This is a genomic window from Acutalibacter sp. JLR.KK004 (assembly GCF_036941085.1).
In the GTDB taxonomy this organism is placed as follows: domain Bacteria; phylum Bacillota; class Clostridia; order Oscillospirales; family Acutalibacteraceae; genus Acutalibacter.
Genome location: NZ_JAYMNQ010000001.1, coordinates 583,349 through 605,720, shown reverse-complemented (window position 1 = coordinate 605,720; position 22,372 = coordinate 583,349). Strand labels below are relative to the sequence as shown.

The following is a 22,372-nucleotide window of genomic DNA, read 5'->3' as shown; positions in this document are numbered from 1 at the left end:
CCAAACCTGCTTTAAGGAACTTTTTTGAAAAAAAGCTCCTTAAAAATCTTCAAAAAACTTTGTGTTGTGGACGGTTATATTTCCTCTAACACCTGGGCGAAAATGCCAAGGCCCGCGTCTATATCCTCTTTCGTGATGGTCAGCGGCGGCAGGAAGCGCACCAGCGCCTTTGCGGTGAGGATTAAAAGGCCCTTTTCGGCGCACTTCACCAGCACGTCGTGGGCGTCGCCTTTTTTCAGCTTCACCCCCAGCATCAGCCCCCGGCCCCGCACAGCCTCCACCTGGGGCAGGGCGGAAAGCTTCTCTGTAAGGTATGCGCCTTTTTCCCGCACCTGCTGTAAAAACTCCGGCTGGCTTACCCGCCGGACAACCTCCCTGGCCCCGGCGCACACCACCGGGTTGCCCCCAAAGGTGGAGCCTTGCTGCCCAGGCTTTAAAATGTCCCGCAGCCGCTCCGCCACCAGGCAGGCCCCGATGGGCAGGCCGCCTCCCAGGCCCTTGGCTGTGGTGATGACATCCGGTGAAAGGCCCCACTGCTGGCAGCTATAGAAATATCCGGTGCGGCCCACGCCGGCCTGCACCTCGTCCAGCATGAAGAGCACGTCCTTTTCCTGGCAGAGGGCCTGCACCTCATGGAGGAAGCCTTCCTCCATGGGCACCACGCCGCCCTCCCCTTGGACGGTTTCCAGCAGCACCGCGCACACTGAGCCGTCCAGCTTTTCCCGGACAGCCTCCAGGTCGTTTGCCTGGGCATAGGCAAAGCCGGGGTTCAGGGGTTGGAAATCCTTGTGGAAGGCCTCCTGGCCTGTGGCGGCCAAGGTGGCCAGGGTTCTGCCATGGAAGGAATCTGTGAGGGTGAGGATGGTGCTGGCCCCCCGCTTCTCCCCGTATTTCCGGGCCACCTTAAAGGCGCACTCGTTGGCCTCCGCCCCGGAGTTGCAGAAAAAAGCCTGTGCCATGCCCGCCGCCTGGCACAGCTCCTGTGCAAGGCCTGTGTTCTGAGGGCTGTAATAATAATTGCACAGGTGCTGGATTGCCCCAGCCTGGCCCGCCACTGCCTTTGCCCACTGGGGGTCGGCATAGCCCAGGGCGTTTACGCCAATGCCGGAGGTAAAGTCGATATACTCCTTGCCGGCCCCGTCCCAGGCCCGGGCGTTCTGGCCCTTTACAAGGGCAACGTCCACCCGCCCATAGGTGTGGAGGATATACCGGCTGTCCTGTTCCTTTATCTCTTGGAATGTCATATGCTTCCCCTTCTTTCTGGTTGATTTGCTCTGCCCAAAGCCCGCTGCCGGGAGCGCCCCGGACACGCGGCGGCTTACGTAAGCGCGAATGTATTCGCGGCGAAGAATTTTTAGCTGTGTCCCCCGCGTCTCAGGTCAAGCGTTACGCTTGCGGGAGCACCCCGGACACGCGGCGGCTTACGTAAGCGCGAATGTATTCGCGGCGAAAAGCTTTTGCCCGCCAGCAGGCGGAACGCCTGCGGGGAAGGTCCCCAGTGGGGACCGTTCTGACCCGACCGAGCCGGCAGGCGAGATTCCGCGTCTTGGGTGCAGCGTCACGCTGCTGCTAGTAGAACATGGTGCCGATGCCTTCGTCGGTGAACAGCTCCACCAGGATGGAATGGGGGATGCGGCCGTCGATAATGTGGGTGCGGCCCACGCCCCGGCGCACCGCATCCACGCAGCAGTCCACCTTGGGGATCATGCCGCCGCTGATCACCCCTTCCTTTTTCAGGCGGTTTACATCGCTGACGTTCACCACGGGAATGATGGTGCTTTCATCGTCCCGGTCCCGCAAAAGCCCCCGCACGTCTGTCATAAGAATCAGCTTCATGGCCCCTAATTCCGCCGCTATGCGGGAAGCCGCCACGTCGGCGTTGATGTTATAGACTTCCCCATGATACCCTGCCGCCACAGTGGAGACTACCGGCACATAGCCGTTTTTCGTGGCGTTGTGGATGATTTCCGCGTTTACTTCCCGGATTTCTCCCACCAGCCCCAAGTCCTCCTCCAACTGGTCGGCCTTTAAAAGGGAGCCGTCCAGACCGCACAGGCCCACAGCCTTGGCCCCGGCTGTTTCCAAAAGCTGCACCAGGTCTTTGTTCACCTTGCCTGCCAGCACCTGCTGGACAATGTCCATGGTTTCCTGGTCGGTATACCGCATGCCGCCTACGAATTTGCTTTCCTTGCCGATTTTCTTTAACATCCCGCTGATTTCCGGCCCGCCGCCGTGTACCACCACCACGTTGATGCCTACAAGCTGCATGAGCACAATGTCGCTCATGACAGCGCTTTTCAGCTCGTCATTGAGCATGGCGTTGCCGCCATATTTCACCACCACCGTCTCCCCGGCATAGCGCTTGATGTATGGCAGGGCCTGCACCAGGATGGCGGCCCGCTCGCTGTTGGTTATGTTCATGGGTTCCCCTCTTTCCGTTTTTGTCAGCCTGGGTCGTCCGCCTTGATGTGGCGTATATATTCCAGCATGGAGAAGATGGCCGCAATATACATCACCACAAAGAACACCAGGACAATCCCGCCGCCTGCCAGGCCCCCTGCCAGCAGCCGCCGGGGAAGCTTCCCCACCCCCACGCGCCTGGCGGGCAGGTAAAAGATAATGCCCAAAAGCAGCGCTGCCGCTGTGAACACCACCAGCGCCGCCTGGTTCAGCAGCCAGTCTAAAGCGACGAAGGCCGCTATAAGGCACACCAGGAAATCTGTCAGCAGCAGGACAGCCAGCACAAAGCAGGCGACCTGCCAGAAGGCGCGAAAGCCCTCTTTGAATTTTTCAGGCAGCTTCATAAGCAGTTCCTTTCTGCTCCGCCGCCCGGCCCGCAAACACGTGGGCAGAAGGGCGCGCAGCGGCCCTCTGCCCACGTCCGCGCAAGGCGCGGCAGGGGCGCCGGAGGCGGCCCTGGTTTGCGGGGCGGGCGTTTGGAGCTATAGCGGCGCCGAAAGCAGGAGCAGCGGCGCGGGCACAGAAGCCCGGGATGCCCTCCTGCCTGGGGCGCAGCCTGTCATGTGCGGTAATCCCCGTTTATCTTCACGTAATCATAGGTCAGGTCGCAGCCGTATGCCTCGGCGCTCTCCTCCCCCATGTGCAAGCCCACCAGGATTTCCACCTCTTTTTCCGAAAGGACTTTTGCCGCCAGCTCCTCGGAAAAATCCACGCCCCGGCCTGCCCGGCACACCTCCACCTGTCCGGCAGGGGAAGCAAAGGCCACGTCGATTTTGTCCACGTCAATATCTGCCCCGCTGTAGCCCAGGGCGCACAGCACCCGGCCCCAGTTGGCGTCGGCCCCGAACATGGCGGCCTTTGTCAGGTCGGAAGCGATGACGCTGCGGGCGCAGGTGCGTGCCGTCTCCAGGGAAGCGGCCCCGGACACCCGGCAGACAAGAAGCTTTGTGGCCCCTTCCCCGTCTCCCGCCAGCATTTTGGAAAGCTTCCGGCCCACAGCCTCCAGGCCCCGGGCAAAGGCGGCATAGTCCCCGTTTTCCTCTGTGATTGCACGGTTTCCCGCCGCGCCGTTGGCTAAAACGGCAAAGGTGTCGTTGGTGGAGGTGTCCCCGTCCACTGTCACCATATTGAAGGTGCTGTCTGCCGCCGCCTTCACAGCCTTTTGCAGCAGGGGCTGGGCAATGGCGCAGTCTGTGGTGATAAAGCAGAGCATGGTGGCCATGTTGGGGTGAATCATCCCGCTGCCCTTGGCAATGCCCCCGATATGCACAGCCTTGCCGCCGATTTCCACCTCCACCGCCGCTTCCTTCGCGTAGGTATCGGTAGTCATGATGGCCTGGGCGGCCCGGAGGGATCCGTCTGCCGTTAAAGAATCCGCCAAAGCCTGGGCCGCGCTTTCAATCGGCTCCAGGGGCAGCACCTGCCCGATAACCCCGGTGGAAGCCACCACCACGTCTGCAGGATCGATGCCCAGGGCCTGCCCGGCGATTTCGCACATGCGCCGCGCCTTCTCCACGCCGTCGGCGTTGCAGGTGTTGGCGTTGCCGGAGTTGCAGAAAACTGCCCGGGCCTTGCCGTCTTTGATGTTTTCCTTTGTCACCAGGATAGGCGCGCCCTTTACCAGGTTCTGGGTGTACACTGCCGCCGCCGCGCAGGCCCTCTCGCTGTAAATCATAGCCAAGTCCGGCTTTGCCTTGTTCTTCCTAATGCCGCAGTGCAGCCCGCCCGCTGTAAAGCCCTGGGCCGCTGTTACGCCGCCGTCTATAAATTTCACGTCATTTTCCCCTTTCACTAAGACCGTGGAGCGCCGCTCCACACCTCGTCAGGGAAACTTTTTTCAGGAAAAAGTTTCCCTGAACCCTTCAAAAACCTCTATGTCTGCCTGTTGTGGATGAAAGCCCTTTAAAACGCCGGAGACAGGAACACCGCCTTGTGGGTTCCTCTAGGCCTTTTTCTCTGTGTTCCCTCCCCCAGCGGGGCGGGAACCTTTTAAAACGCCGGAGACAGGAGCACCAGCCCTGTGGTTTCCTCTAGGCCTTTTTCTCTGTGTTCCCTCCCCCATCGGGTCGGGAACCTTTTAAAACGCTGGGGGCAAGAGCACCAGCCCTGTGGTTTCCTCGAGGCCAAAGCTCAGGTTCATGTTCTGGATGGCCTGGCCCGCCGCTCCCTTCACCATGTTGTCGATGGCGGAGATGGCGATAAACGTCCCGGTGCGGCTGTCCACAAACAGGGACACGTCGCAGAAGTTGGTGTAGTGTACGTTCTTCACGTTTGCCACCTGTCCCTTAGGCAGCAGGCGGACGAAAAATTCTCCCTCATACCGGGCGCGGTAGGCTTCCCAAAGCTGTTCTTCTGTCACCCCGGGCCGAAGCTTTCCGTAGCAGGTGGCAAGGATTCCCCGGTTTATGGGCAGCAGGTGGGGCACAAAGGTGACGCGCATGGCTTCCCCGGAAAGCTTTGAGAGGGTCTGTTCGATTTCCGGGGTATGGCGGTGGTTTGCCACCTTATAGGCGGTAAAGCTTTCGTTTAGTTCCGGATAGTGGTTGGACTGCACAGGCTTGCGGCCCGCCCCGGTTACGCCGGACTTGCAGTCGCACACAATGCCCCCAGTCTCTATAAGCCCCTGCTCCAAAGCCGGGGCCAGGGCCAAGGGCACAGCGGTGGTGTAGCAGCCGGGGTTTGCAATCAGCTTTTTCCCTTTTATTTCCTCCCGGAACAGCTCCGGCAGGCCATACACCGCCTTTTCGTGGAGGGCCTTGTCCGTATACGTCCCGCCGTACCACTCTTTATAGGCTTCCTCGTCCTCCAGGCGGAAATCCGCCCCCATGTCGATGAAGGCTTTGCCAAGGCTGTGGCACCGCGCCGCCAGCTCCTGGGAAAGGCCATGGGGCAGCGCTGCGAAAACCACGTCGGCTTTCGCCACAACTTCCTCCTGGGTGCCGCAAACCATGTCCTGGAGGCCGTAATAGGCCGGGTAAACTTCCGAAAGGGCCATGCCCTCAAAGCTTACAGAGCTGATGGCAGCAAGCTCTGCCTGGGGATGGGCAAACAGCAGCCGGCAGATTTCGCTGCCCGCATAGCCTGTGGCCCCCACCACGCCTGCTTTTATCTTTTCCATTTTCTTCATCACCTTGTTTTATGAGTTTGTCTTTTGTACTGCATGTCCAGCGCGGAGCGCAAGAGGGGTTCCAAAGGGCCTATGGCCCTTTGGCGGGTTCTTAGGGCGCGCAGCCCTAAGCCGTCGGAGACGGCCTTATTTGCCTTGCAAAAACGCTGGAAGGGGAGGCGGGACAGTCCGGGGGACTGTTCCGCCGCGGGGGAACCAGCGTAAGTGTTTCCCGGGGAAATTTCCCCTTGGAGGAAATTTCAGGGCTTGGGGCGCGGTTTCGGGAAACGAAAGCGCATAAGCCCCAAGGTCTTTCCCCTTTAGGCCCCCAGCAGCCCCAGCACCCGGTCTGCCTGCATCCGCACGTTTTCCGGGGCAGGCCCGCCTAAAACCTTGCGGCCCTCCACGCAGCGCTCCAGGGAGATGGCCTCATACACCCCTTCGTCAAAGGCGGGGCACACAGCCTGATACGCTGTGAGAGGCAGGGTTTCCAGGGTTACATCCTTTTCAATGCACAGGGCCACCAGCTCCCCGGTGATTTTATAGGCGTCCCGGAAGGGCAGGCCCTTTTCCGCCACCAGGAAGTCCGCGCAGTCTGTGGCGTTGATAAAGCCTTTTGCGGCGGCGGAGCGCATGTTTTTCTCCAGCACCGTCATGGTTTCCAGCATGGGGATTAAAGGCGTGAGGCACAGCTTCAAGGTATCCACCGCGTCGAACACGGCCTCTTTATCCTCCTGCATGTCCTTGTTATAGGCCAAGGGCAGGCCCTTCATCATGGTGAGAAGGCCCATCAGGTCGCCAAACACCCTGCCGGATTTTCCCCGGACAAGCTCTGCCAAATCGGGGTTTTTCTTCTGGGGCATAATGCTGGAGCCGGTGGAGAAGGCGTCGTCCAGCTCGATGAACTTATACTCCCAGGAGCACCACAGCACGATTTCCTCGCACAGCCGGGAGAGATGCACCATGGCCATGGACACGGCAAAGGCGATTTCCGCGCAGAAGTCCCGGTCAGATACCCCGTCCAAGCTGTTCTGGCTCACCTGGGAAAAGCCCAGGAGCTTTGCGGTAAGCTCCCTGTCCAGGGGGTAGGTGGTGCCTGCCAAGGCCCCGCTGCCCAGGGGCATCACGTCCATGCGCTTTAAAGCGTCCTCAAAGCGGGATAAATCCCGCAAAAGCATTTCCGCGTATGCCAGCAGGTGATGCCCAAAGGTGATGGGCTGCGCCCGCTGCAAATGGGTGTATCCCGGCATAACGGCCCCAGCGTACTGCTTTGCTTTTTTGCACAGCACGGTTATCAGTTCCTTTATCTGGGCCTTCAGGCCCGCGCAGTCCTCCCGCAGGGTGAGCCGCACGTCCAGGGCCACCTGGTCGTTGCGGCTGCGGGCGGTGTGCAGGCGCTTGCCCGCGTCCCCCAGACGCTTTGTCAGCTCCCCCTCCACAAAGGTGTGGATGTCCTCCGCGTCCGGGTCTATAGCTAAGGCGCCGCTTTCTATGTCCATAAGGATGGCTTTTAAGCCCGCCTGGATTTTTTCGCTTTCGCTTTTGTCGATAATCCCGCACTCCCCCAGCATGGCGGCATGGGCGATGCTCCCCTCAATGTCCTGCCGGGCCATCCGGCTGTCAATGGAAATGCTGGAATTGAAATCGTTTGTCTTGGGGTCTGCCTCCTTCTGGAAGCGGCCTTTCCACAGCTTCATCTGCTTTCCTCCTTGGTTGAGGCTCCGCCTCAAACTCTGCCAGGGGCTTTGCCCCCGGAACCCCCACAAGCCTTTTAAAAAAGGCTTGACCCAAAACCTGATTGTCTGGTGAATGGCAGCGGCACTGGGGAGTTTTTGTCCTCAGTGCTGCCGCCTGCTTTTATTATGAAAAATCCAGGGCTGTGCTGCCGGGACAGCCTACAAATTCCAGGAACGCTTCTTTATATCCCCCTTGCAGGTGTTCCAGCACAGAGGGGGAAAGCTCTCCCTGGCGGCCCATTTCCGCGAATTCCTCAAAGGTGACCCATTTTGCCCCGCAGGTTTCCCCTTTTTGGAAGCGGATATCCTCCACAGGCACCTCCAGCCGGACGCCATAGTTCTCCCCGAAATATTTCCCCGAGGCGGCGCTGCCCAAATGTACCAGTTGTTCTTCTGAGACGGCAATGCCTGTTTCCTCCCGCAGTTCCCGCAAAATCGCCTGCACGCAGGTTTCCCCGGCCTGCACGTGGCCCGCGGTGTTCTCCCATTTCCCAGGCGCCCAGCGCTTTTCCATGCTTCTCTGGGTGAGTAGGATACGGTTTTCCCTGTCCGCAATCCACATGCCCACAGCCAGGATATATTCCCCCTCTGCCAGGGGTTCGCTCCTGTCTTTTACAACCCCTGTGGGGCTGCCGTCCTTGTCATAGATGTCTATCCGTTCCATATGCCGTTTACTTATCGTAGGTCAGGCCCTTTTTCGCCTGCACCTTGATGGGCAGGCCGAAGAGGTTGATGAACCCAGCGGAGTCAGCCTGGTTATACACCTCGTCCTCGTCAAAGGTAGCGATCTCCTCGTCGTACAGCGAATAGGGGCTGGTAACGCCCGCGTCGATGATGTTGCCCTTATAAAGCTTGAGCTTCACATCGCCTGTTACCGTCTCCTGGGTGGAATCCACGAACGCGGACAGGGCCTGCCGCAGGGGGGTGTACCACTGGCCGTTGTAGACCAAATCGGCAAACTTCAGGGCCACCTGCTGCTTGTAGTGATAGGTTTCCTTGTCCAAGCACAGCTCCTCCAGCTTGTTGTGTGCGTGGTAGAGGATGGTGCCGCCGGGGGTTTCGTATACGCCTCTCGACTTCATGCCCACCAGCCGGTTCTCGATGATGTCCGCCAGGCCCACGCCGTTTTCGCCGCCCAGCTTATTGAGGGCTTCCACCATCTGGGCGCCGTTTAAGGTTTCGCCGTTAAGCTGGGTAGGCACGCCCTTTTCAAAGTGCAGGGTGATGGCGGTGGGCACGTCCGGGGCCTGCAGGGGGGACACCCCCAGCTCCAGGAAACCGGGCTTTTCATACTGAGGCTCGTTTGCGGGGTCTTCCAAATCCAGGCCCTCGTGGGACAGGTGCCACAGGTTCTTGTCCTTGGAATAGTTCGTCTCCCGGCTGATTTTCAGGGGGATGTTGTGGGCCTCGGCGTATGCAATCTCCTCCTCCCGGGACTTAATGTCCCAGACGCGCCAGGGGGCGATAATGGCCATGTCCGGGGCGTATGCCTTAATTGCCAGCTCGAAGCGCACCTGGTCGTTGCCCTTGCCGGTGCAGCCATGGCAGATGGCGTCGGCCCCTTCCTTTTTGGCGATTTCCACAATACCCTTGGCAATAATAGGACGGGCAAAGGAGGTGCCTAAAAGGTATTTATTCTCATAAACGGCCCCGGCCTTTACGGTGGGGTACACGTAGTCCTGCACGAATTCTTCCTTCAAGTCTAACACGTACAGTTTGGAGGCCCCGGTTTTCTTCGCCTTTTCCTCCAGGCCGTCCAGCTCTGTGCCCTGGCCCACGTCGCCGGAAACGGCGATGACCTCGCAGTTGTTGTAATTTTCCTTCAGCCAGGGGATGATGATGGAGGTGTCAAGGCCTCCGGAGTATGCCAGCACTACCTTTTTGATTTCCTTTGCCATAACGCAGCTTCCTTTCCTGTGGGGCTTGTATTTTCTTTTTCCATATTTCTTCGTCTTTGGGACATTCATTATTATACACCATCCTCCGGAAAAATCAAGGGGTGTATGCATATTTATGCAGTCTTTTCAAAAAAAGAGGGATAGGGCAGAAACCTCTGCACTATCCCCGCACTTTTCTGTTTCTTTTGCACAAACACTGGAGCGCCGCTATGGGGCCTGTCCCCATTCAAAGGGCCTGGGGCCTGGCTGTTATACATTATATGCATAAAAATATGCATTTTATATGTGAGGAAAGCCCCGGGGCATTTCCCATGAAAGCGCCCGCGCGGGACGGGGCTTCAGCCCTGCCGCCGGGTAAACCGCCGGTATAGCAGCACCCCGGCCCCGCTGATAAGGGCTGTGGCCGCAAACACCCAGAGGGCGGCAGTGTAGTTGGAAGCGCCCAGGGCGTCGCCGCCAATGGTGGAGGTAAGCACCGAAGGGATGCGGGCGGTGAGGGTGAGGAAAACCCAGAAGGGAAGCTTCATGGGGGTCAGGCCCGCCATGTAGGTCAGCACATCCTTGGGGGTGCCGGGAATCAGGAAAAAGATATAGGCTATCAGGTTCAGCCGCTTTTCATCCTTGAGGAAGGAAAGGCCGCGCACTTTCTCCTCTGGGAAAAAGACTGCCACCACCTTCATGCCAAACCGCCGCACCAGGAGGAACACCGCCGTCCCGCCCAAAAGCGCCCCTAAAAGGCACAGGGCCGTTCCCTCTATGGCCCCAAAGGCATAGCCCGCCCCAATTTCCAGCGGCTCCCCGGGGATGAAGGCGATGATAATCTGCAGGGCCATCATGCCCACAAAAGCAAGCTTTCCCCACAGGCCCTGCTCCCGCACCCAGGCCCGGAACCCCTCTGGATTGGACACAAGCTCCAGCATGGGTTTTCCTGCCCAGAAGCACAGGGCGGCCATAAGCAAAAGGCCCCCGATAAGCCCCAAGGCCGTCCAGATTTTCTTTTTCCTGTCCCCGTTTGCCATAACAAAAAACCTCCCCCACACTTACTGCAAAGAGACGCCGGCACAGCAACCCTTTCTCTCCTTTGCACTGCGCTAACTATAGTATACGGGAGAATCTTTGGTTTTTTCAGGGATATCCCTTACATTTTGGGAAAAGTTTTTTACAAAATTCTTACCAGCAGGCCAAAAGCCCCCCGGTACAAGAGGGGGGCGTACATGCAGAAAAGAGGCGCTTTATCCATGGGCCTCCCTCTCTGTGTCAAATTCCTTCACAAGCCCATAAAGCCTTTCGTCCACCCGGGCTTTAAGCCGCAGGCCCTCTTCCACATATTCCTCCGACAGCACCGCCCCTTCTTCCCGCAGCCTTGCCCCAAGGCCGCTTTTGGAAAAAGGCAGGAGAAGCTGTACCTCAAAGGTTTTTTCCGGCAGGTTCTCCTCAATTTGGGAAAGAAGGGCCTCTATCCCCTCTCCGGTGAGGGCGCTGATATGCACCGCCCCGGGCAGGCGGGGGGCAAGGGTTTTGTCCTCCACCGCGTCCCACTTGTTCAGCACCGGGATAACCGGCCTGTCCCCCGCGCCTAAGCTTTGCAGCAGCTCCTCCGTCACAGCCAGGTGCTCCCGGGCCTCCGGGCTGCTTGCGTCGCAGATATTCAGCAGGATGTCCGCTGTGGCGGCCTGCTCCAGGGTGGATTTGAAGGCCTCCACCAGGTGGTGGGGCAGGCGGCGCAGCAGCCCTACCGTATCAATGAGCATGACGGTTTTGCCGCCGGGCAGCTTTAAGGCCCGGGCGGTGGGATCCAGGGTGGCGAAGAGCTTGTCCTCCGCCAGCACCCCAGCCTGGGTCAGCCGGTTCATCAGGGTGCTTTTCCCGGCGTTGGTATAGCCCACCAGGGCCACGGTTACAGTCCCGTTTTTCCTCCGCCGTTTGTCTATCACGCTGCGGGCCGCTTCCACGTCCTTTAGCTGGGCCTTCAGGCTGCCAATGCGCCTGCGGATGTGGCGGCGGTCTGTTTCCAGCTTGGTTTCCCCAGGCCCCCGGGTGCCAATGCCGCCGCCTAAACGGGACAGGGACGCGCCCTGGCCCATAAGCCTTGGCAGCAGATATCGAAGCTGGGCCAGTTCCACCTGAAGCTTGCCCTCCCGGCTTCTGGCCCGCAGGGCAAAAATATCCAGTATCAGCATGGTGCGGTCGATAACCCGCACGCCGCACAGCTTTTCCAGGTTCCGTATCTGGGTGGGGCTTAGCTCCCGGTCGAATACCACCAGGTCAAGGCCCTCCCGCTTCACCAGTTCCCCGGCCTCCTCCGCCATGCCGGAGCCTAAGCAGGTGGCGGCATCCGGCGAGGGGCGCTTCTGTATCAGGGTGAAGGCAGGCTCTGCCCCGGCACTGCGGGTAAGCTCGGAAAGCTCCGCCATAGAGGCTTCCGGGTCAAACTCCCCGGTGTCTATCCCCGCCAAAAGTGCCCGCTGGGGCTGTTCTTCATTTTCATAATATTGTTTATCCGGCAAATGCAGTTCCTCCGTCATTCTTGGATTTTTTGAAACGCCACGGTCTGGTCCTTCATGGAGATTTTCCCCACCTGCCAGCCGTATGCCGCAGCTTCTTTCTTGTGCCGTAAAAAGGCATGATCCAGGGGCACTCCCGCAATCCCCCCAATCTCCTGGAAGCTGAGGGTGCAGGCGGCCTCCGGAAGCCCGTGCAGGTACTGCCAGAGGGGTTCATATTTGCTCATAAGGCGGCATCTCCTTTCTATCGGCAGGTTTTTCCGGGACGCACCCGCCGGGGCCGCGCCGCTGAAAGCGGCGCGGGGGGGCAAAACCCCTGGCAGTTCCCGGCAGGGAAGTGTCAGCCCCGGCAGGGCGTTTTGGAGGCTGCACGCCGTTTTGGCCTCAGCAGGGCGCGGCTGTCAAAATGAAAGCTGCCCAAGGCCCAGGGACACAGCCCGCTTTTCCCGCCAAACTGTGCCCGCCTGGGGCCAGCCTGTAAGCAGGGGGGACTGGGGATCGTGGGCGGCATAGCGGCTGCGGGCCGCGGCATGGCTTTTGGTGGCATAGCAATAGGCACAGCCGTTTACGCAGGTGCCGTAGGCGCCAATGTCCACGCTCTCCACACAACCGCAGGCCCCCCGCTGGCCCCGGTGGGGCTTCGCGTCCACCGGATAGCCGGCGGTTTCCTCCACCTTTCCTTTGTCGATGCAGGCCCCATGCCCGATGCCCCAGGGGGAGAAGTCCCCTTCCTCGGCGCAGGTGAACAGGGGCAGGCCCTGCTTTTGGGCAGCTTCCGAAAGCCGCTGGGCAGTCTCCTCCATCTCCTCCCGGCCAGGCCGGGGAAAATTCTTCCCCAGGTGGCGGTAAAAGTCCGCAAAGCTGAGGATGCACCGCTGGGTATAAGGGGCCAGCACAGGGCACAGGGCGGCAAAGCGCTTTTCATACCAGGCCGGGTTACGCTCTCTGTCCAGGATAATGGGGTCAAAGCGCCAGTCCACCCGGCTGGGGCCTAGCCGCCTGCTTAAAGCCTGAAAGGCCGCAAGCCGCTCTTTTACAGGGGGCAGGCCTGGCTCCAGTTCCGGGCCAAAGGCTGTGATGGTATAAGAAAAATAGTACCGGGTATAGCCCAGGCCCTCTATCTCCTCCAGCAGGGGCAGGAAGGGCAAGGGATTTTTCGTCCAGAACACCAGGCAGTCCACCGTTTCCGGCGAAAACAGCAGCCGGGTGCCTGCCCCTGCCCGGTAGGGGTCGGGTATCAGCACCTCCCCAGCTCCCAGGCGGTTTAAAAGCCATGGCCCGTACAGCGCCGGGATATCCGTCCGGCGGCTGGCGCTGAGAATCACAGCTTCCCTGCCAGCAGGGCCGGCTGGTTTTCCATAAGGAAGCTAAGAAGCTTCCTCTGATCCAACAGCTCTGCGTTGGTGCAGATAACGGCGTTTTCCTCCGGGAACACAAGGGCATACTGGCCATACTTGCCGTCTGCCCGGTAGGAATTTTTCTCCCCCCGCCAGAACAGGTAGCCGTATCCCTCCTCGCCGTTTTCCATCTGTTTCCCCGCAGCCTGCTCCAGGTAATCCGCCGGGACAAGCTGCCTGCCTTCCCACTGGCCCTTTTGCAGCAGGAGCCGCCCGAATTTCAAAAGCTCGCTGACGCACAGGAACAGTCCGCCCGCCCCAAAGGTGAAGCCCTGGGGATCTGTCTCCCAGGTGGGCCGCTGGATGCCCATGGGGGCAAAGAGCCGGGGGGTCAGGTAGCTTACCAGGTCGCACCCGGCCCGGCGCTGCACCAGCACGCCGGCTAAATAAGGCCCTACATTATTATAGACAAACTTTTCCCCCGGCGCGTACTCAAAAGGCAGGGAGAGGGCATATTTCACCCAGTCCTCCTCCTGGAGGAAGGGCCGCTGCTCTCCCATAAGATACCCCTGCCCCTGGCCCAGCCCCATGGTGAGCAAGTCCCGCACCCTGGCTTTTTCCAGGTTTTCGCAGGGCTTTGCCGGGATATCCCGGGGGAAAACGTCCACAAGCCTCTCGTCCAGGGACAAAAGTCCCTCCCCTGCCGCAATGCCTACCGCCGCGCTGGTAAAGCTTTTGCTGGCGGAATACTGGTTGCGCCGCATTTCGCTGTCATAGTCCTTTGAGAGCACCAGGCCCCCGTCCTTCCACACCCGCAGGTTCAAAAGCCGCAACTGCTGTGCCTGTACGTCAAATTCCTTTTCCATATAGACTTGCTCCTCTCCCGGCCCCGCCGGGCCTCTTTGGCTGCTGGTTCTGCTGTCGTAAGCGCGTTGGTATTGTGCCCATCGCCCGTCTGACCGGAGGGAAGAACCGGGCGGGGCAATTACCGCTTTACGGTTATTATACCGTAAAGCGCCTGCTTCCGTCAATCGCCGGAGCGCCGGAAGGCTTCATAATTTCTTCTAGGGCGTGTTCATATAAGATGCGTATGTGGATTTTTGAGCAGGTTTTTGGCAGAATCAAGTCAAAAATTCGCAGATGTACTTGCGTACCTCAAGAATTTTTGGCGAAGAAGATGGCAAAAAACCGCCAAAAAGACGCTTGCAAGCGCTTATGTGAACACGCCCTAGAAAGCAAAGGAAAGCCCTGCCGCCAGATACGGACGGCAGGGCTTCGCGGCAGGCTGCAGCCATAACGCTTCAAAACCGGCAAAGGGGCTTAGCCGCTCAGGCACTCGGTATAGCAAACGCATTTGAAAACCAGTGCTTGCCGGTTTTCAAGCAGGCGGCCGCCTTTTTTGAATTGCGCTATACTATATCCTTCAAGCCCCATTATTTCAGCGACTCGTATTTTTTCTTCGTGGCCATGCCGCCCCGTATATGCCTTTGCGCCTTGTTGACTGCCAGCACATTTTTCACGTCCCGATAAAGGCCCCGGTCAATGTATTGCAGGCGCTGGGATACGTCTTTATGTATGGTTGTCATGAATCAAAGCGGTTTCTTCCAACCCTAAATCGCCTAGAATACGCAAATAGATGTCCACGTTGCCGTCCTTGTCCACCTCGATTTTCTGTATCACGCGCTTAAGCTGGGCGTTGGTCATCTGGCGCACGTCGGTGATATCCTCCAGGGTCTTAAAAGTGTTTTGCAGGATGCTTTCCAGTTGGTCGCCCTTGGTGATGTTGTAGCCGACGATTTTCAACTCGTTCTCAATGCGCTCGATTTCCTTCTTGGAACCGCCTATTTTCTCGTTCAGTTCCTCTCGGGTGATGAGGTCGTCGGTGTACATGTCCATGTACTTCTGACGGGTCTTTTGGAGTTTGGTCAGCTGGGTGGTCAATTCTTTCTCATATTCCTGGTTATCATCCTTGGCGCGGTAGACCCGCTGAAACCCCTTCACCACGTAGGAGATAACATTTTTCTTTTGCTTTAATATCCCGGCGAAATATTCTTGCAGGGCGTCTATCAATTCATCCTCGTCCACAGTGATGGCATTGGGGCAGCTATCCGCGCCCCGGCCCGTGTGCCCGGAGCAGACCCAGCGCACATAGGTGTTTTTATAGGTGCGCACGGTGCGGTAAAATGACCAGCCACATTCCTTGCACTTGATGAGAGTGGAGAACAGATGCCGGTTACTCTGGCGCTGGTGGTCGGTGCGGAAAGTTTTGTGGCGGGAGTCCAAAATCTCCTGGGCCTGCTGGAAAAGCTCTGGAGCGATGATTTGCAGTTCGGGCCTGTCCACCACGATCCAGTCATCCTCCGGTTTGTCCGCGCGCTGGCCCGTGAGGAAGTCTGATACCTCCTGCTTGCCGTTGATGATCTTACCCGTGTACAATTCGTTGGTAAGGATACGGCAGATGGCGTTCTGGCTCCAGGAGCAGCCCCGCTTGGTTTTCAAGCCACGTCCGTTGAGAGTATTGGCAATTTTTGCCGCGCCCGCGCCCTCCACGGTGTACATATGGAAAATTTGACGGACGATGTCGGCTTCCTCTTGGTTGATGGCCAGGTTGAAGTAGTCGCCAATGGTCTTGTCATAGCCATAGACAATGTTGGGCACCCGGCCTTTCTCGGCGTTCATCTTCTTGCCGAACTTGACCCGCTTGGAGGTATTGGCGCTTTCTTCCTGGGCCAGCGCGCCAAAAATAGTCAGTACAAATTCGCTGTTGCCCATGCTGGTCATGTTGGCAGTCAGGAATTGCGTTTCAATGCCCAGGGATTTCAGCTTACGGATGCTCTGCAGCAGGTCAACCGTGTTGCGGGCAAAGCGGGAGATATCTTTTACAACCACCATATCGAAAAGATGGCGCTCGGCATCTGCCATCATGCGGAGAAACTCCCTGCGGTTTTTGATTTTTGTTCCGGAAATTCCCTCGTCGGCGTACAGGCGCACCAGCACGTCCCCGGTACGCTGGGTGTATTCGGAGAAAAACTTTTTTTGGGCTTCCAGGCTGTTGAGCTGGTCTTCCTTGTCGGTGGAGACCCGGCAGTAGGCGGCAATATTCATAGTTAACCTCTCTAACAGGAAAGCAGAGTTCTGTTACTACCGAGTTTAGCATATCTCCACTGGAAAAGCAATAGCGATGTGGAGGGTTATCACAATTGATTTAGTCACTTCGAGAGAAGCATCTAAATCAATTTTTTTATTTATGGACAGTGTAGGAAGCAGAAAGAACCAGCAGAAAACAAGTTGCGCTTTATGGCCTGCTGCTGTACAAAAAGGATGACGCTATCCGCGCCCAGCGGGCGCTTATCGGCAGGCAAAAGGAGCAGCTTCTGGTTCTGAAACGGGAAAAAACAGAGACTTCCTGCCCGGAAAAAGAGGGAAAGCCATCATAGGAAGGAGGGATTTTCAGATGGCAAAACAGGGAAAAACAGAAGCCCTTGCCATTTATCTGGACAAAAAAGGGCTGTCTCTGGAGCGGTCTTTGGGGGAATTTCTGGAAAAACTCTATGAAAAAACCGTGCCCGGGCAGGTAAAAAAGTACCTTGCGGCAAAGCAGAAGCCCGCGGAAAACCCGGTTTTGCACACCCCGGGAACCGCCTGTCCGGCAGGAGGAAAACAGAGAGGCTTGGGGGTGAGAATCGCCGCAGGCGGCAAAGCGTCAGGAACCGTGGTTCTGGACGAGCAAGCATCGCATTTTTTCTCGAAAGGCGCCACAAAAAGTGCCACAATCCTGCCGGCTGTGCGCATTGAACTGGTTGTGAAGAATTGTTAAAAAAGAAGGCTCCACCGATTCCATGTTGGCAGGGCCTTCTTTCACTTTACTTCTTGTTTGGTTTTGGAATTTCCAGACGAGGATATGCGGCATACTTAGGGTAGCTGTATCGCCAGGTATCATATTCCTCTTTGGAAATTTCTCCGGTGCGATATTTATGGGACTGCTCATACCACGTGGACAGTCTGTCATATAGCATCATGAATTTTTCCATATCAGATTTATCCAGCCGGATTACAAAGTCATTGTCCATTTTGTCAATCATCAGGCCATACCGCTCCTCCAGAACGAATAACGTGTGCATCAACCCATTGTAGCTGTCAATGTCCGGAACAGTCAGCGCAGCAGGATCAACTTCTAATATTCCTGCTAAATCTTCTGTCATTTGTTTCTTGGGCGTGCGGATACCAGATTCATACTGGGCCATCCGCACAACAGAAGAACGCTCCGAAAATCCCAGTTGCATCCCCACCTCCTTTTGCGTCAATCTGCGTTTGTTCCGAAAAAAACGAATTCGTTCGCCAATTGCCATTTTAATCGCCATGCGATACAGAATTCGCACAAAGAGCTAGAGTCTGTTTTAAAACTCCGAAAAACCATCTCTTTATGCCCGGTATCGTTCCTTTCTTCAGTATTTTTCACATTATCAACTCCCAGTTCTTTGTCTGTCCAGTAAAGTATAACATGCAAAAACAATATCGTCAATATATAAGCAAAAAAGATAAAATTTCTCCAAATTTGTATTGACAAATTCAGCATTCGCAGGTATACTTGCTTTATAAACAAATTTGATAAATAAAAAGCTAATTCGTTATAAGAGCAGATATTACTAAGGTTTCAAGAAGTCCGTGTGCGGCTGTGATCCTGTTAACCGTGCTAGCAAAAGGCCTGTCCACATATATCTGGTATACGGACAAGCAAAGGAGGGCTTCATCTTGAAAAAGCAAAAACTGAATTATCGCTTTCACGACCCCAACCCGGAGGGAGCGGCAGCAAATTACATAGTAAAGCTATTCACGGAGGTGAACATGGATAAGGTAGAACGCTCTCTCAAGCAGACAGTGCATGTACCGGAACAAAGAGAGGAACGCGTAATAAACTGAACGAACAAAGTCAGAAGACTTCCTCCTTCCCACCACATACTGCGGCACAGAAACAGGTATCTGGTTTTAAACTGGCAGGAGTGATTTACTTTAATCATCATGCAAAGCAGGATTCGTGCAAAACGCTATGAAAAACAGTTTTTGGTGCTTTGTATCATCCCTGTTTTTTACACTGGCATTAATATCCAAAATTTGTGGGCCTTGGGAGAAAGCAGAGCACAATATTGTTATTCTAATTTAATATATATTATATTTTAAGTTCGTGTAAACATAAATAAATTCTCCGGGATTTCACTATTGACAAACTGCATATACTGTAGTAGAATTTATTTAAATAGTACTATTCCTGTATTGGAGGGATTCCATGTTTACGCTCACAGAAGTTTGGCGAGATTTACACCGCAATAAAGGAAGAAGCTTTCTGGTTTTTGTATTTGGAATTCTGATCATTTTTTGTATCGCGTTTTACATGGGGAACATCCAAAACAATGAGGCTATACTGCGGAACCTTTCGCAAACGATACCAGTAACCGTGCAGGTGGTCGGCACGAATGGGAATCGGCAGGCGGGGCTGGAAATCGATCAGAAGCATATGGAGGCCCTGCTTTCCGGGGGCATCAGTGACTCCCTCTACACCATGCTTGCGGGCGGGAACATAGATGAAAAGAACCAGAAGCAGCCTATTCAATATTGCGACACCTCTATGATAGGGATTAACGACAGCAGCCTGCTCTCCCCTCTTATACGGGAACAGATATCCTACGCTCAGGGGTGGGATGAGAGCTTGTTTTCCGGCGATCAGCCTGCCTGCGTTATTAGCACGGATTACGCCTCCCGCCACCGCATTTCCCTGGGCGGTACGATAGAATTTCCTCTGTATGTCTGGGAATATGAGGAGGATGACATGCATTTTCGCTTTGTAGAGGTTGGAAAGGCCAGTCTGGTCGTAGCGGGCACTTATGTCTCCAGCGAAGTTGCTGCGGGCAATGCCAGCGATGTGGCAGTTCCGGCCCGCTGGCTTCAGTCTTTTTTGCAGGACGCTGGCTTGGATTATACGTATGCGTCCTTTCAGGGGACAGTGGCTGACCCTTTACAGCTTAACGAATGGAAGGCCGGGATGAAAAAAGCGGGCTTTCAGGAGGTTGATCCCGACTCCTTCAAAGAGCGGGAGGGCAATGCGCTGGAAGTCAACGACAGGCTGTTTATAGAAACCGCAGACAGGATACAGGAGAATATCCGTATTTTCCGGTGGTTTCAGGCCCCGTTTTTATCTCTTATAGTTTTATTGATTGTTTTCGTTCTGTTTCTGGTGCTGCGCAGCTCCCGCAGGGAAATCGCGATTGCCCTGTCTCTGGGACGGCCCGGCTTTCTATGCGCCCTGCGCTGCTTTTTGGAAAACGCCCTGCTGATGCTTTTGGGCTGTGTTGTCACCCTGCCTGTACTGCTGGCGGCAACCAGCCTGGGCCTGGGCGATATCCTTGTGATGGAGGGCATCTTTTTAGTCTGCGCTTTTCTCAGTATTATCATTGCCCTGGCGTTCCTGTTCAGCATGAACGTCTTAGAATTGTTAACAAAGATCGATTGAGAATGGAAAGGGAGGAAGTACCGTTATGGAAATGCTCTCGGCAAAGAATGTAGACTATATCTACCAGAGCAGATATCAAAAAGTCCAGGCGCTGAAGGATGTGTCATGTTCCTTTGAAGCGGGAAAGTTTTATGCTGTAATCGGTCATTCCGGCAGCGGGAAAACAACCCTTCTCTCTGTGCTCGCTGGTCTGGGAACGCCTGCGAGAGGAGCCGTTTATGCCGGAGGAACGCCCCTTGATGAGATTGGGCAGGAACGCCATCGGCGGGAGAACATCTCCCTCATTTATCAGGGATTTCACCTTTTCCCCACTCTTACCGTTCTGGAAAACGTGATGTACCCTATGCAAATTGTAAAGTGTTCCAAAAAAGAGGCTGCCGCACGGGCCAGAGAACTGCTGGAAAGCGTTGGCCTGAAAAAAGAACAGGAAAAAAAGTTTCCGGCAATGCTCAGCGGTGGAGAGCAGCAGCGAGTGGCGATTGCCCGGGCGCTATCCTCCTCGGCAAAAGTGATTTTGGCGGATGAGCCTACAGGCAACCTGGATACAGAGAATGGGAAGATGGTTATTGGGCTACTCAAGCAGTTGGTGACAGAAAAAAACTATTGTGTAATTGTAGTCACACACGATTTGGACATCGCCGCGCAGGCGGATGTGGTTTACCGGATGACAGACGGAAGGTTGGAAAGAGAGTAAGAACCTGTATTCACAACCTGCCCCCATTACCTGCGCGTCTTTTTTAAAACCACTCTGTGGTAAATTTTTCATAAAGCGGCAGCCTTATTACAGAGATTTGTCTTGATTGGCTTCCAAAATTATGCAAACAAACCCAATATGCTTTTTATATGGAATAAGGGCAGTCCCATTGTAAAGATGGGACTGCCCTGCAATAGGAGGAAATTATGGGAAACAGTATCAAGCAGCTTTTCAGGACTCCGTTTAAGCTGGTTTTATTCCTGATCCTGCTGGCGGCGGGCACAGCGCTGCTGATGGTTGGCGCGGCCCTGTGGATGAAGTCGGCCCAGCAGTTGAAAAAGATGGAAGAAATTTTTACCACTATCGGCACGGTGACGCAAAAGGAAACAAGAACCGCCACATATGACCAATGGGATGCTGCCCTGCAGGAGTATGTCCATTGGACATATCCTGCCTATGATACCGTCCTGCCGGAGAGCATCCTGGAGTTTGAAGGGGCGGAGTATCTGAAAGGCCCTGAAAAGCGCCCATACTATGGCGCCCTTTTGCAGGACTGCGAGAGAACCCCCGTCAACACGGAAGAATACAATTTCTATCTTTTTATTGAGTTCAGCCCGGTGGAAGATTGCGTGCCCACCCAGCCTGTACTGGTGGACATTAAAAAAGTCCTGTGGGGAGACGACCGCGGCAGCAAGACCCTTTGGTTCTGCGACCATTTCACAGAGAATCCGGCCCCTTTAGAAGCTGGAAAAACATATATTGCCGGGCTGCAGTATCAAGCCAACACCCACTTGGATGTGCAGGTACCCTCGGGACTGGAGTTCACGCCCTGGTTCTGGCCTGAATCTACCCAGACGGACGGTCAGGGAATCAAACTGGACAGCGATATGAATATGCCGGATGGGGTGCATTGGGAAGAAGTGACGGACGGCTTCTATGAAACAGCGAGAGGAAAGGGCTGGCTGAGCCTTATAGAACGCCAGGCCCTTTTTGAGGATATCCTCCCCGTACTGCCTACCGAAAGTTGTTCCCTCCTGCCATCCTTTCATGAAAGGGAAGCAACAATGTCTGCGGGTCGGGAAATTTCAGAAGAGGAGTTTCAAAGCGGGGCTTTGGTCTGCATGGTGCCGGAGGACTTTGCAAAGCACAACAGCTTGGAAGTGGGGGACAGCCTTCAACTGCCGCTGTTTTTCGCAAACTATAGGACAAGCCCCGGCTTCACCTTTGGTTATAACTTTGGCGCTATTGATTTCTCACTTGCCAATACCCAGGGGGATGTATACCCGGTCTTTTGGGACGCGGCCTATGAAATTGTTGGGATTTACCGCTATCAGGGACCCAATCCCGATCAGGCGCACATAAGCGAGCTGGGAAGGGATACGGTAATTATCCCCTCAAAATCCGTGCAGGCGTCCGATGAGCAGAATATTGCCGATTTCGGCCCCATGCTTGCCTATACCACCTCTTTTCAGATCCCCAATGGTTCGGTTGCCGCTTTTGACAGTGCCTTTCAAAAATCGGGGGCAGGCGAGTTTCTGGAAATCAGCTATGATGACAACGGTTATGAACAGATTGCGGAAAATCTGCGGCAGACAGGCAGCATAGCGGCCTTGCTGTGCATGGCCGGGATGCTTTCGGCCATGATCATCATCCTTCTGCTCCTGTACTTCTTTATTGTGAAACAGAAAAAAAGAACGGCTATCGAGCGCGGCTTGGGCATGAGCCGCCGTCAGTGCCGCGTTTCCCTCATTGGCGGCATAATGGGGCTGGCTGTTGTGGCGGTGGTGCTGGGAAGCGGGGTTGGCCTGCTTGCCGCAAACCAGATGGAATCTCTGGGAAATGAGCAGGAGTCTGCCTACAGTACGGAATTCAGTTCCTGGGTGACGGAAGAGGCAAACGGAGATTTAGCCTCCCGATTAGCCACAGAAGGCGCGGCGCTGCCCTTAGCGGCGGGAATTTCCGCCTTTTTGCTGCTGTTTACCCTCGCACTGTCTGTGGTTTTGGTGAACCGGAACCTTAAAACAGAGCCTGTCCTCCTGCTGAGCCAGCGTGAAGAATAGCGGGCGGGGCGGCTTGAGAGTGGGACACAATACATAGTCACTTAACTTGTGTTATTCTTCAAGTTGCTGGAT

At 55.8% G+C, this 22,372-nt stretch carries 21 protein-coding genes; 5 read left to right on the top strand and 16 right to left on the bottom strand.

Annotated features, from left to right (window positions below; translation table 11 throughout):
* Positions 1-74: 74 nt before the first annotated feature.
* The 15 genes from VSQ30_RS03360 to VSQ30_RS03290 form a co-directional block, all read right to left on the bottom strand.
* A complete protein-coding gene (locus tag VSQ30_RS03360) occupies positions 75-1,244 on the bottom strand; it encodes an aspartate aminotransferase family protein (protein ID WP_334462006.1) in 1,170 nt (389 codons plus the stop codon).
* A gap of 325 nt (positions 1,245-1,569) precedes the next feature.
* On the bottom strand, positions 1,570-2,421 hold the full coding sequence (gene argB / locus VSQ30_RS03355) for an acetylglutamate kinase (RefSeq protein WP_160643853.1): 852 nt from the start codon (positions 2,419-2,421) through the stop codon (positions 1,570-1,572).
* Positions 2,422-2,444: 23 nt separating this feature from the next.
* Positions 2,445-2,804 (bottom strand): hypothetical protein, encoded by a 360-nt coding sequence (locus tag VSQ30_RS03350; RefSeq protein WP_334462004.1) that lies wholly within the window; start codon positions 2,802-2,804, stop codon positions 2,445-2,447.
* A gap of 215 nt (positions 2,805-3,019) precedes the next feature.
* Positions 3,020-4,234, bottom strand: coding sequence for a bifunctional glutamate N-acetyltransferase/amino-acid acetyltransferase ArgJ (gene argJ, locus VSQ30_RS03345; RefSeq protein ID WP_334462001.1), 1,215 nt, complete (start codon positions 4,232-4,234; stop codon positions 3,020-3,022).
* A gap of 303 nt (positions 4,235-4,537) precedes the next feature.
* On the bottom strand, positions 4,538-5,578 hold the full coding sequence (gene argC / locus VSQ30_RS03340) for an N-acetyl-gamma-glutamyl-phosphate reductase (protein ID WP_334461998.1): 1,041 nt from the start codon (positions 5,576-5,578) through the stop codon (positions 4,538-4,540).
* A 308-nt stretch (positions 5,579-5,886) separates the two neighbouring features.
* Positions 5,887-7,263: an argininosuccinate lyase gene (gene argH / locus VSQ30_RS03335; protein WP_334461997.1), complete on the bottom strand. Its 1,377-nt coding sequence runs from the start codon at positions 7,261-7,263 to the stop codon at positions 5,887-5,889.
* Positions 7,264-7,426: 163 nt separating this feature from the next.
* Positions 7,427-7,966, bottom strand: coding sequence for an NUDIX hydrolase (locus VSQ30_RS03330; RefSeq protein ID WP_334461996.1), 540 nt, complete (start codon positions 7,964-7,966; stop codon positions 7,427-7,429).
* A gap of 7 nt (positions 7,967-7,973) precedes the next feature.
* Entirely contained in the window at positions 7,974-9,200 is a 1,227-nt protein-coding gene (locus VSQ30_RS03325; RefSeq protein ID WP_334461994.1) for an argininosuccinate synthase, read from the bottom strand.
* A 338-nt stretch (positions 9,201-9,538) separates the two neighbouring features.
* A complete protein-coding gene (locus VSQ30_RS03320; RefSeq protein WP_334461992.1) occupies positions 9,539-10,219 on the bottom strand; it encodes a TVP38/TMEM64 family protein in 681 nt (226 codons plus the stop codon).
* A gap of 213 nt (positions 10,220-10,432) precedes the next feature.
* Positions 10,433-11,707 carry a GTPase HflX gene (gene hflX / locus VSQ30_RS03315; protein WP_334461990.1) on the bottom strand — a complete coding sequence of 425 codons (1,275 nt, stop codon included), beginning with the start codon at positions 11,705-11,707 and terminating at the stop codon, positions 10,433-10,435.
* Positions 11,708-11,721: 14 nt separating this feature from the next.
* Complete coding sequence (locus VSQ30_RS03310) at positions 11,722-11,931, bottom strand: hypothetical protein (RefSeq protein ID WP_334461989.1); 210 nt, start codon at positions 11,929-11,931, stop codon at positions 11,722-11,724.
* A gap of 174 nt (positions 11,932-12,105) precedes the next feature.
* Positions 12,106-13,029: a DUF1848 domain-containing protein gene (locus VSQ30_RS03305; RefSeq protein ID WP_334461987.1), complete on the bottom strand. Its 924-nt coding sequence runs from the start codon at positions 13,027-13,029 to the stop codon at positions 12,106-12,108.
* Positions 13,026-13,907, bottom strand: a complete 882-nt coding sequence (locus VSQ30_RS03300; RefSeq protein ID WP_334461983.1) for a serine hydrolase domain-containing protein — start codon at positions 13,905-13,907, stop codon at positions 13,026-13,028. The genes VSQ30_RS03305 and VSQ30_RS03300 overlap by 4 nt, the downstream gene beginning before the upstream one ends.
* Before the next feature lie 567 nt (positions 13,908-14,474).
* Complete coding sequence (locus VSQ30_RS03295) at positions 14,475-14,627, bottom strand: sporulation transcriptional regulator SpoIIID (protein WP_334461981.1); 153 nt, start codon at positions 14,625-14,627, stop codon at positions 14,475-14,477.
* Complete coding sequence (locus tag VSQ30_RS03290; protein WP_334461979.1) at positions 14,611-16,146, bottom strand: recombinase family protein; 1,536 nt, start codon at positions 16,144-16,146, stop codon at positions 14,611-14,613. Before VSQ30_RS03290 ends, VSQ30_RS03295 begins: the two co-directional genes overlap by 17 nt.
* 349 nt (positions 16,147-16,495) lie before the next feature.
* On the opposite strand from VSQ30_RS03290, the gene VSQ30_RS03285 reads away from it, so the two are divergent.
* Positions 16,496-16,858: a hypothetical protein gene (locus tag VSQ30_RS03285; RefSeq protein WP_334461977.1), complete on the top strand. Its 363-nt coding sequence runs from the start codon at positions 16,496-16,498 to the stop codon at positions 16,856-16,858.
* 46 nt (positions 16,859-16,904) lie between these two features.
* Here VSQ30_RS03285 and VSQ30_RS03280 read toward each other — a convergent pair whose 3' ends face one another.
* The gene (locus VSQ30_RS03280) at positions 16,905-17,324 is read right to left on the bottom strand and encodes a helix-turn-helix domain-containing protein (protein WP_502876182.1); all 420 of its coding nucleotides are present in this window, start codon (positions 17,322-17,324) and stop codon (positions 16,905-16,907) included.
* Between the two features lie 469 nt (positions 17,325-17,793).
* On the opposite strand from VSQ30_RS03280, the gene VSQ30_RS03275 reads away from it, so the two are divergent.
* From VSQ30_RS03275 to VSQ30_RS03260, 4 genes are all read left to right on the top strand, one after another.
* Entirely contained in the window at positions 17,794-17,961 is a 168-nt protein-coding gene (locus VSQ30_RS03275; RefSeq protein ID WP_305117234.1) for a hypothetical protein, read from the top strand.
* 469 nt (positions 17,962-18,430) lie between these two features.
* On the top strand, positions 18,431-19,546 hold the full coding sequence (locus tag VSQ30_RS03270) for an ABC transporter permease family protein (protein WP_305117233.1): 1,116 nt from the start codon (positions 18,431-18,433) through the stop codon (positions 19,544-19,546).
* A gap of 25 nt (positions 19,547-19,571) precedes the next feature.
* Entirely contained in the window at positions 19,572-20,240 is a 669-nt protein-coding gene (locus VSQ30_RS03265) for an ABC transporter ATP-binding protein (protein ID WP_305117232.1), read from the top strand.
* A 206-nt stretch (positions 20,241-20,446) separates the two neighbouring features.
* On the top strand, positions 20,447-22,300 hold the full coding sequence (locus VSQ30_RS03260; protein ID WP_334461974.1) for an FtsX-like permease family protein: 1,854 nt from the start codon (positions 20,447-20,449) through the stop codon (positions 22,298-22,300).
* Positions 22,301-22,372: the final 72 nt, after the last annotated feature.

Coding starts and splice junctions, on each gene's coding strand:
- VSQ30_RS03295 (WP_334461981.1), bottom strand. CDS start 14,627: ATGACAACCATACATAAAGACGTATCCCAGCGCCTGCAATACATTGAC.
- VSQ30_RS03325 (WP_334461994.1), bottom strand. CDS start 9,200: ATGGCAAAGGAAATCAAAAAGGTAGTGCTGGCATACTCCGGAGGCCTT.
- VSQ30_RS03290 (WP_334461979.1), bottom strand. CDS start 16,146: ATGAATATTGCCGCCTACTGCCGGGTCTCCACCGACAAGGAAGACCAG.
- VSQ30_RS03285 (WP_334461977.1), top strand. CDS start 16,496: ATGGCAAAACAGGGAAAAACAGAAGCCCTTGCCATTTATCTGGACAAA.
- VSQ30_RS03360 (WP_334462006.1), bottom strand. CDS start 1,244: ATGACATTCCAAGAGATAAAGGAACAGGACAGCCGGTATATCCTCCAC.
- VSQ30_RS03310 (WP_334461989.1), bottom strand. CDS start 11,931: ATGAGCAAATATGAACCCCTCTGGCAGTACCTGCACGGGCTTCCGGAG.
- VSQ30_RS03300 (WP_334461983.1), bottom strand. CDS start 13,907: ATGGAAAAGGAATTTGACGTACAGGCACAGCAGTTGCGGCTTTTGAAC.
- argH (WP_334461997.1), bottom strand. CDS start 7,263: ATGAAGCTGTGGAAAGGCCGCTTCCAGAAGGAGGCAGACCCCAAGACA.
- VSQ30_RS03265 (WP_305117232.1), top strand. CDS start 19,572: ATGGAAATGCTCTCGGCAAAGAATGTAGACTATATCTACCAGAGCAGA.
- VSQ30_RS03350 (WP_334462004.1), bottom strand. CDS start 2,804: ATGAAGCTGCCTGAAAAATTCAAAGAGGGCTTTCGCGCCTTCTGGCAG.
- VSQ30_RS03320 (WP_334461992.1), bottom strand. CDS start 10,219: ATGGCAAACGGGGACAGGAAAAAGAAAATCTGGACGGCCTTGGGGCTT.
- argC (WP_334461998.1), bottom strand. CDS start 5,578: ATGGAAAAGATAAAAGCAGGCGTGGTGGGGGCCACAGGCTATGCGGGC.
- VSQ30_RS03260 (WP_334461974.1), top strand. CDS start 20,447: ATGGGAAACAGTATCAAGCAGCTTTTCAGGACTCCGTTTAAGCTGGTT.
- VSQ30_RS03270 (WP_305117233.1), top strand. CDS start 18,431: ATGGGGAACATCCAAAACAATGAGGCTATACTGCGGAACCTTTCGCAA.
- argB (WP_160643853.1), bottom strand. CDS start 2,421: ATGAACATAACCAACAGCGAGCGGGCCGCCATCCTGGTGCAGGCCCTG.
- VSQ30_RS03330 (WP_334461996.1), bottom strand. CDS start 7,966: ATGGAACGGATAGACATCTATGACAAGGACGGCAGCCCCACAGGGGTT.
- VSQ30_RS03280 (WP_502876182.1), bottom strand. CDS start 17,324: ATGCAACTGGGATTTTCGGAGCGTTCTTCTGTTGTGCGGATGGCCCAG.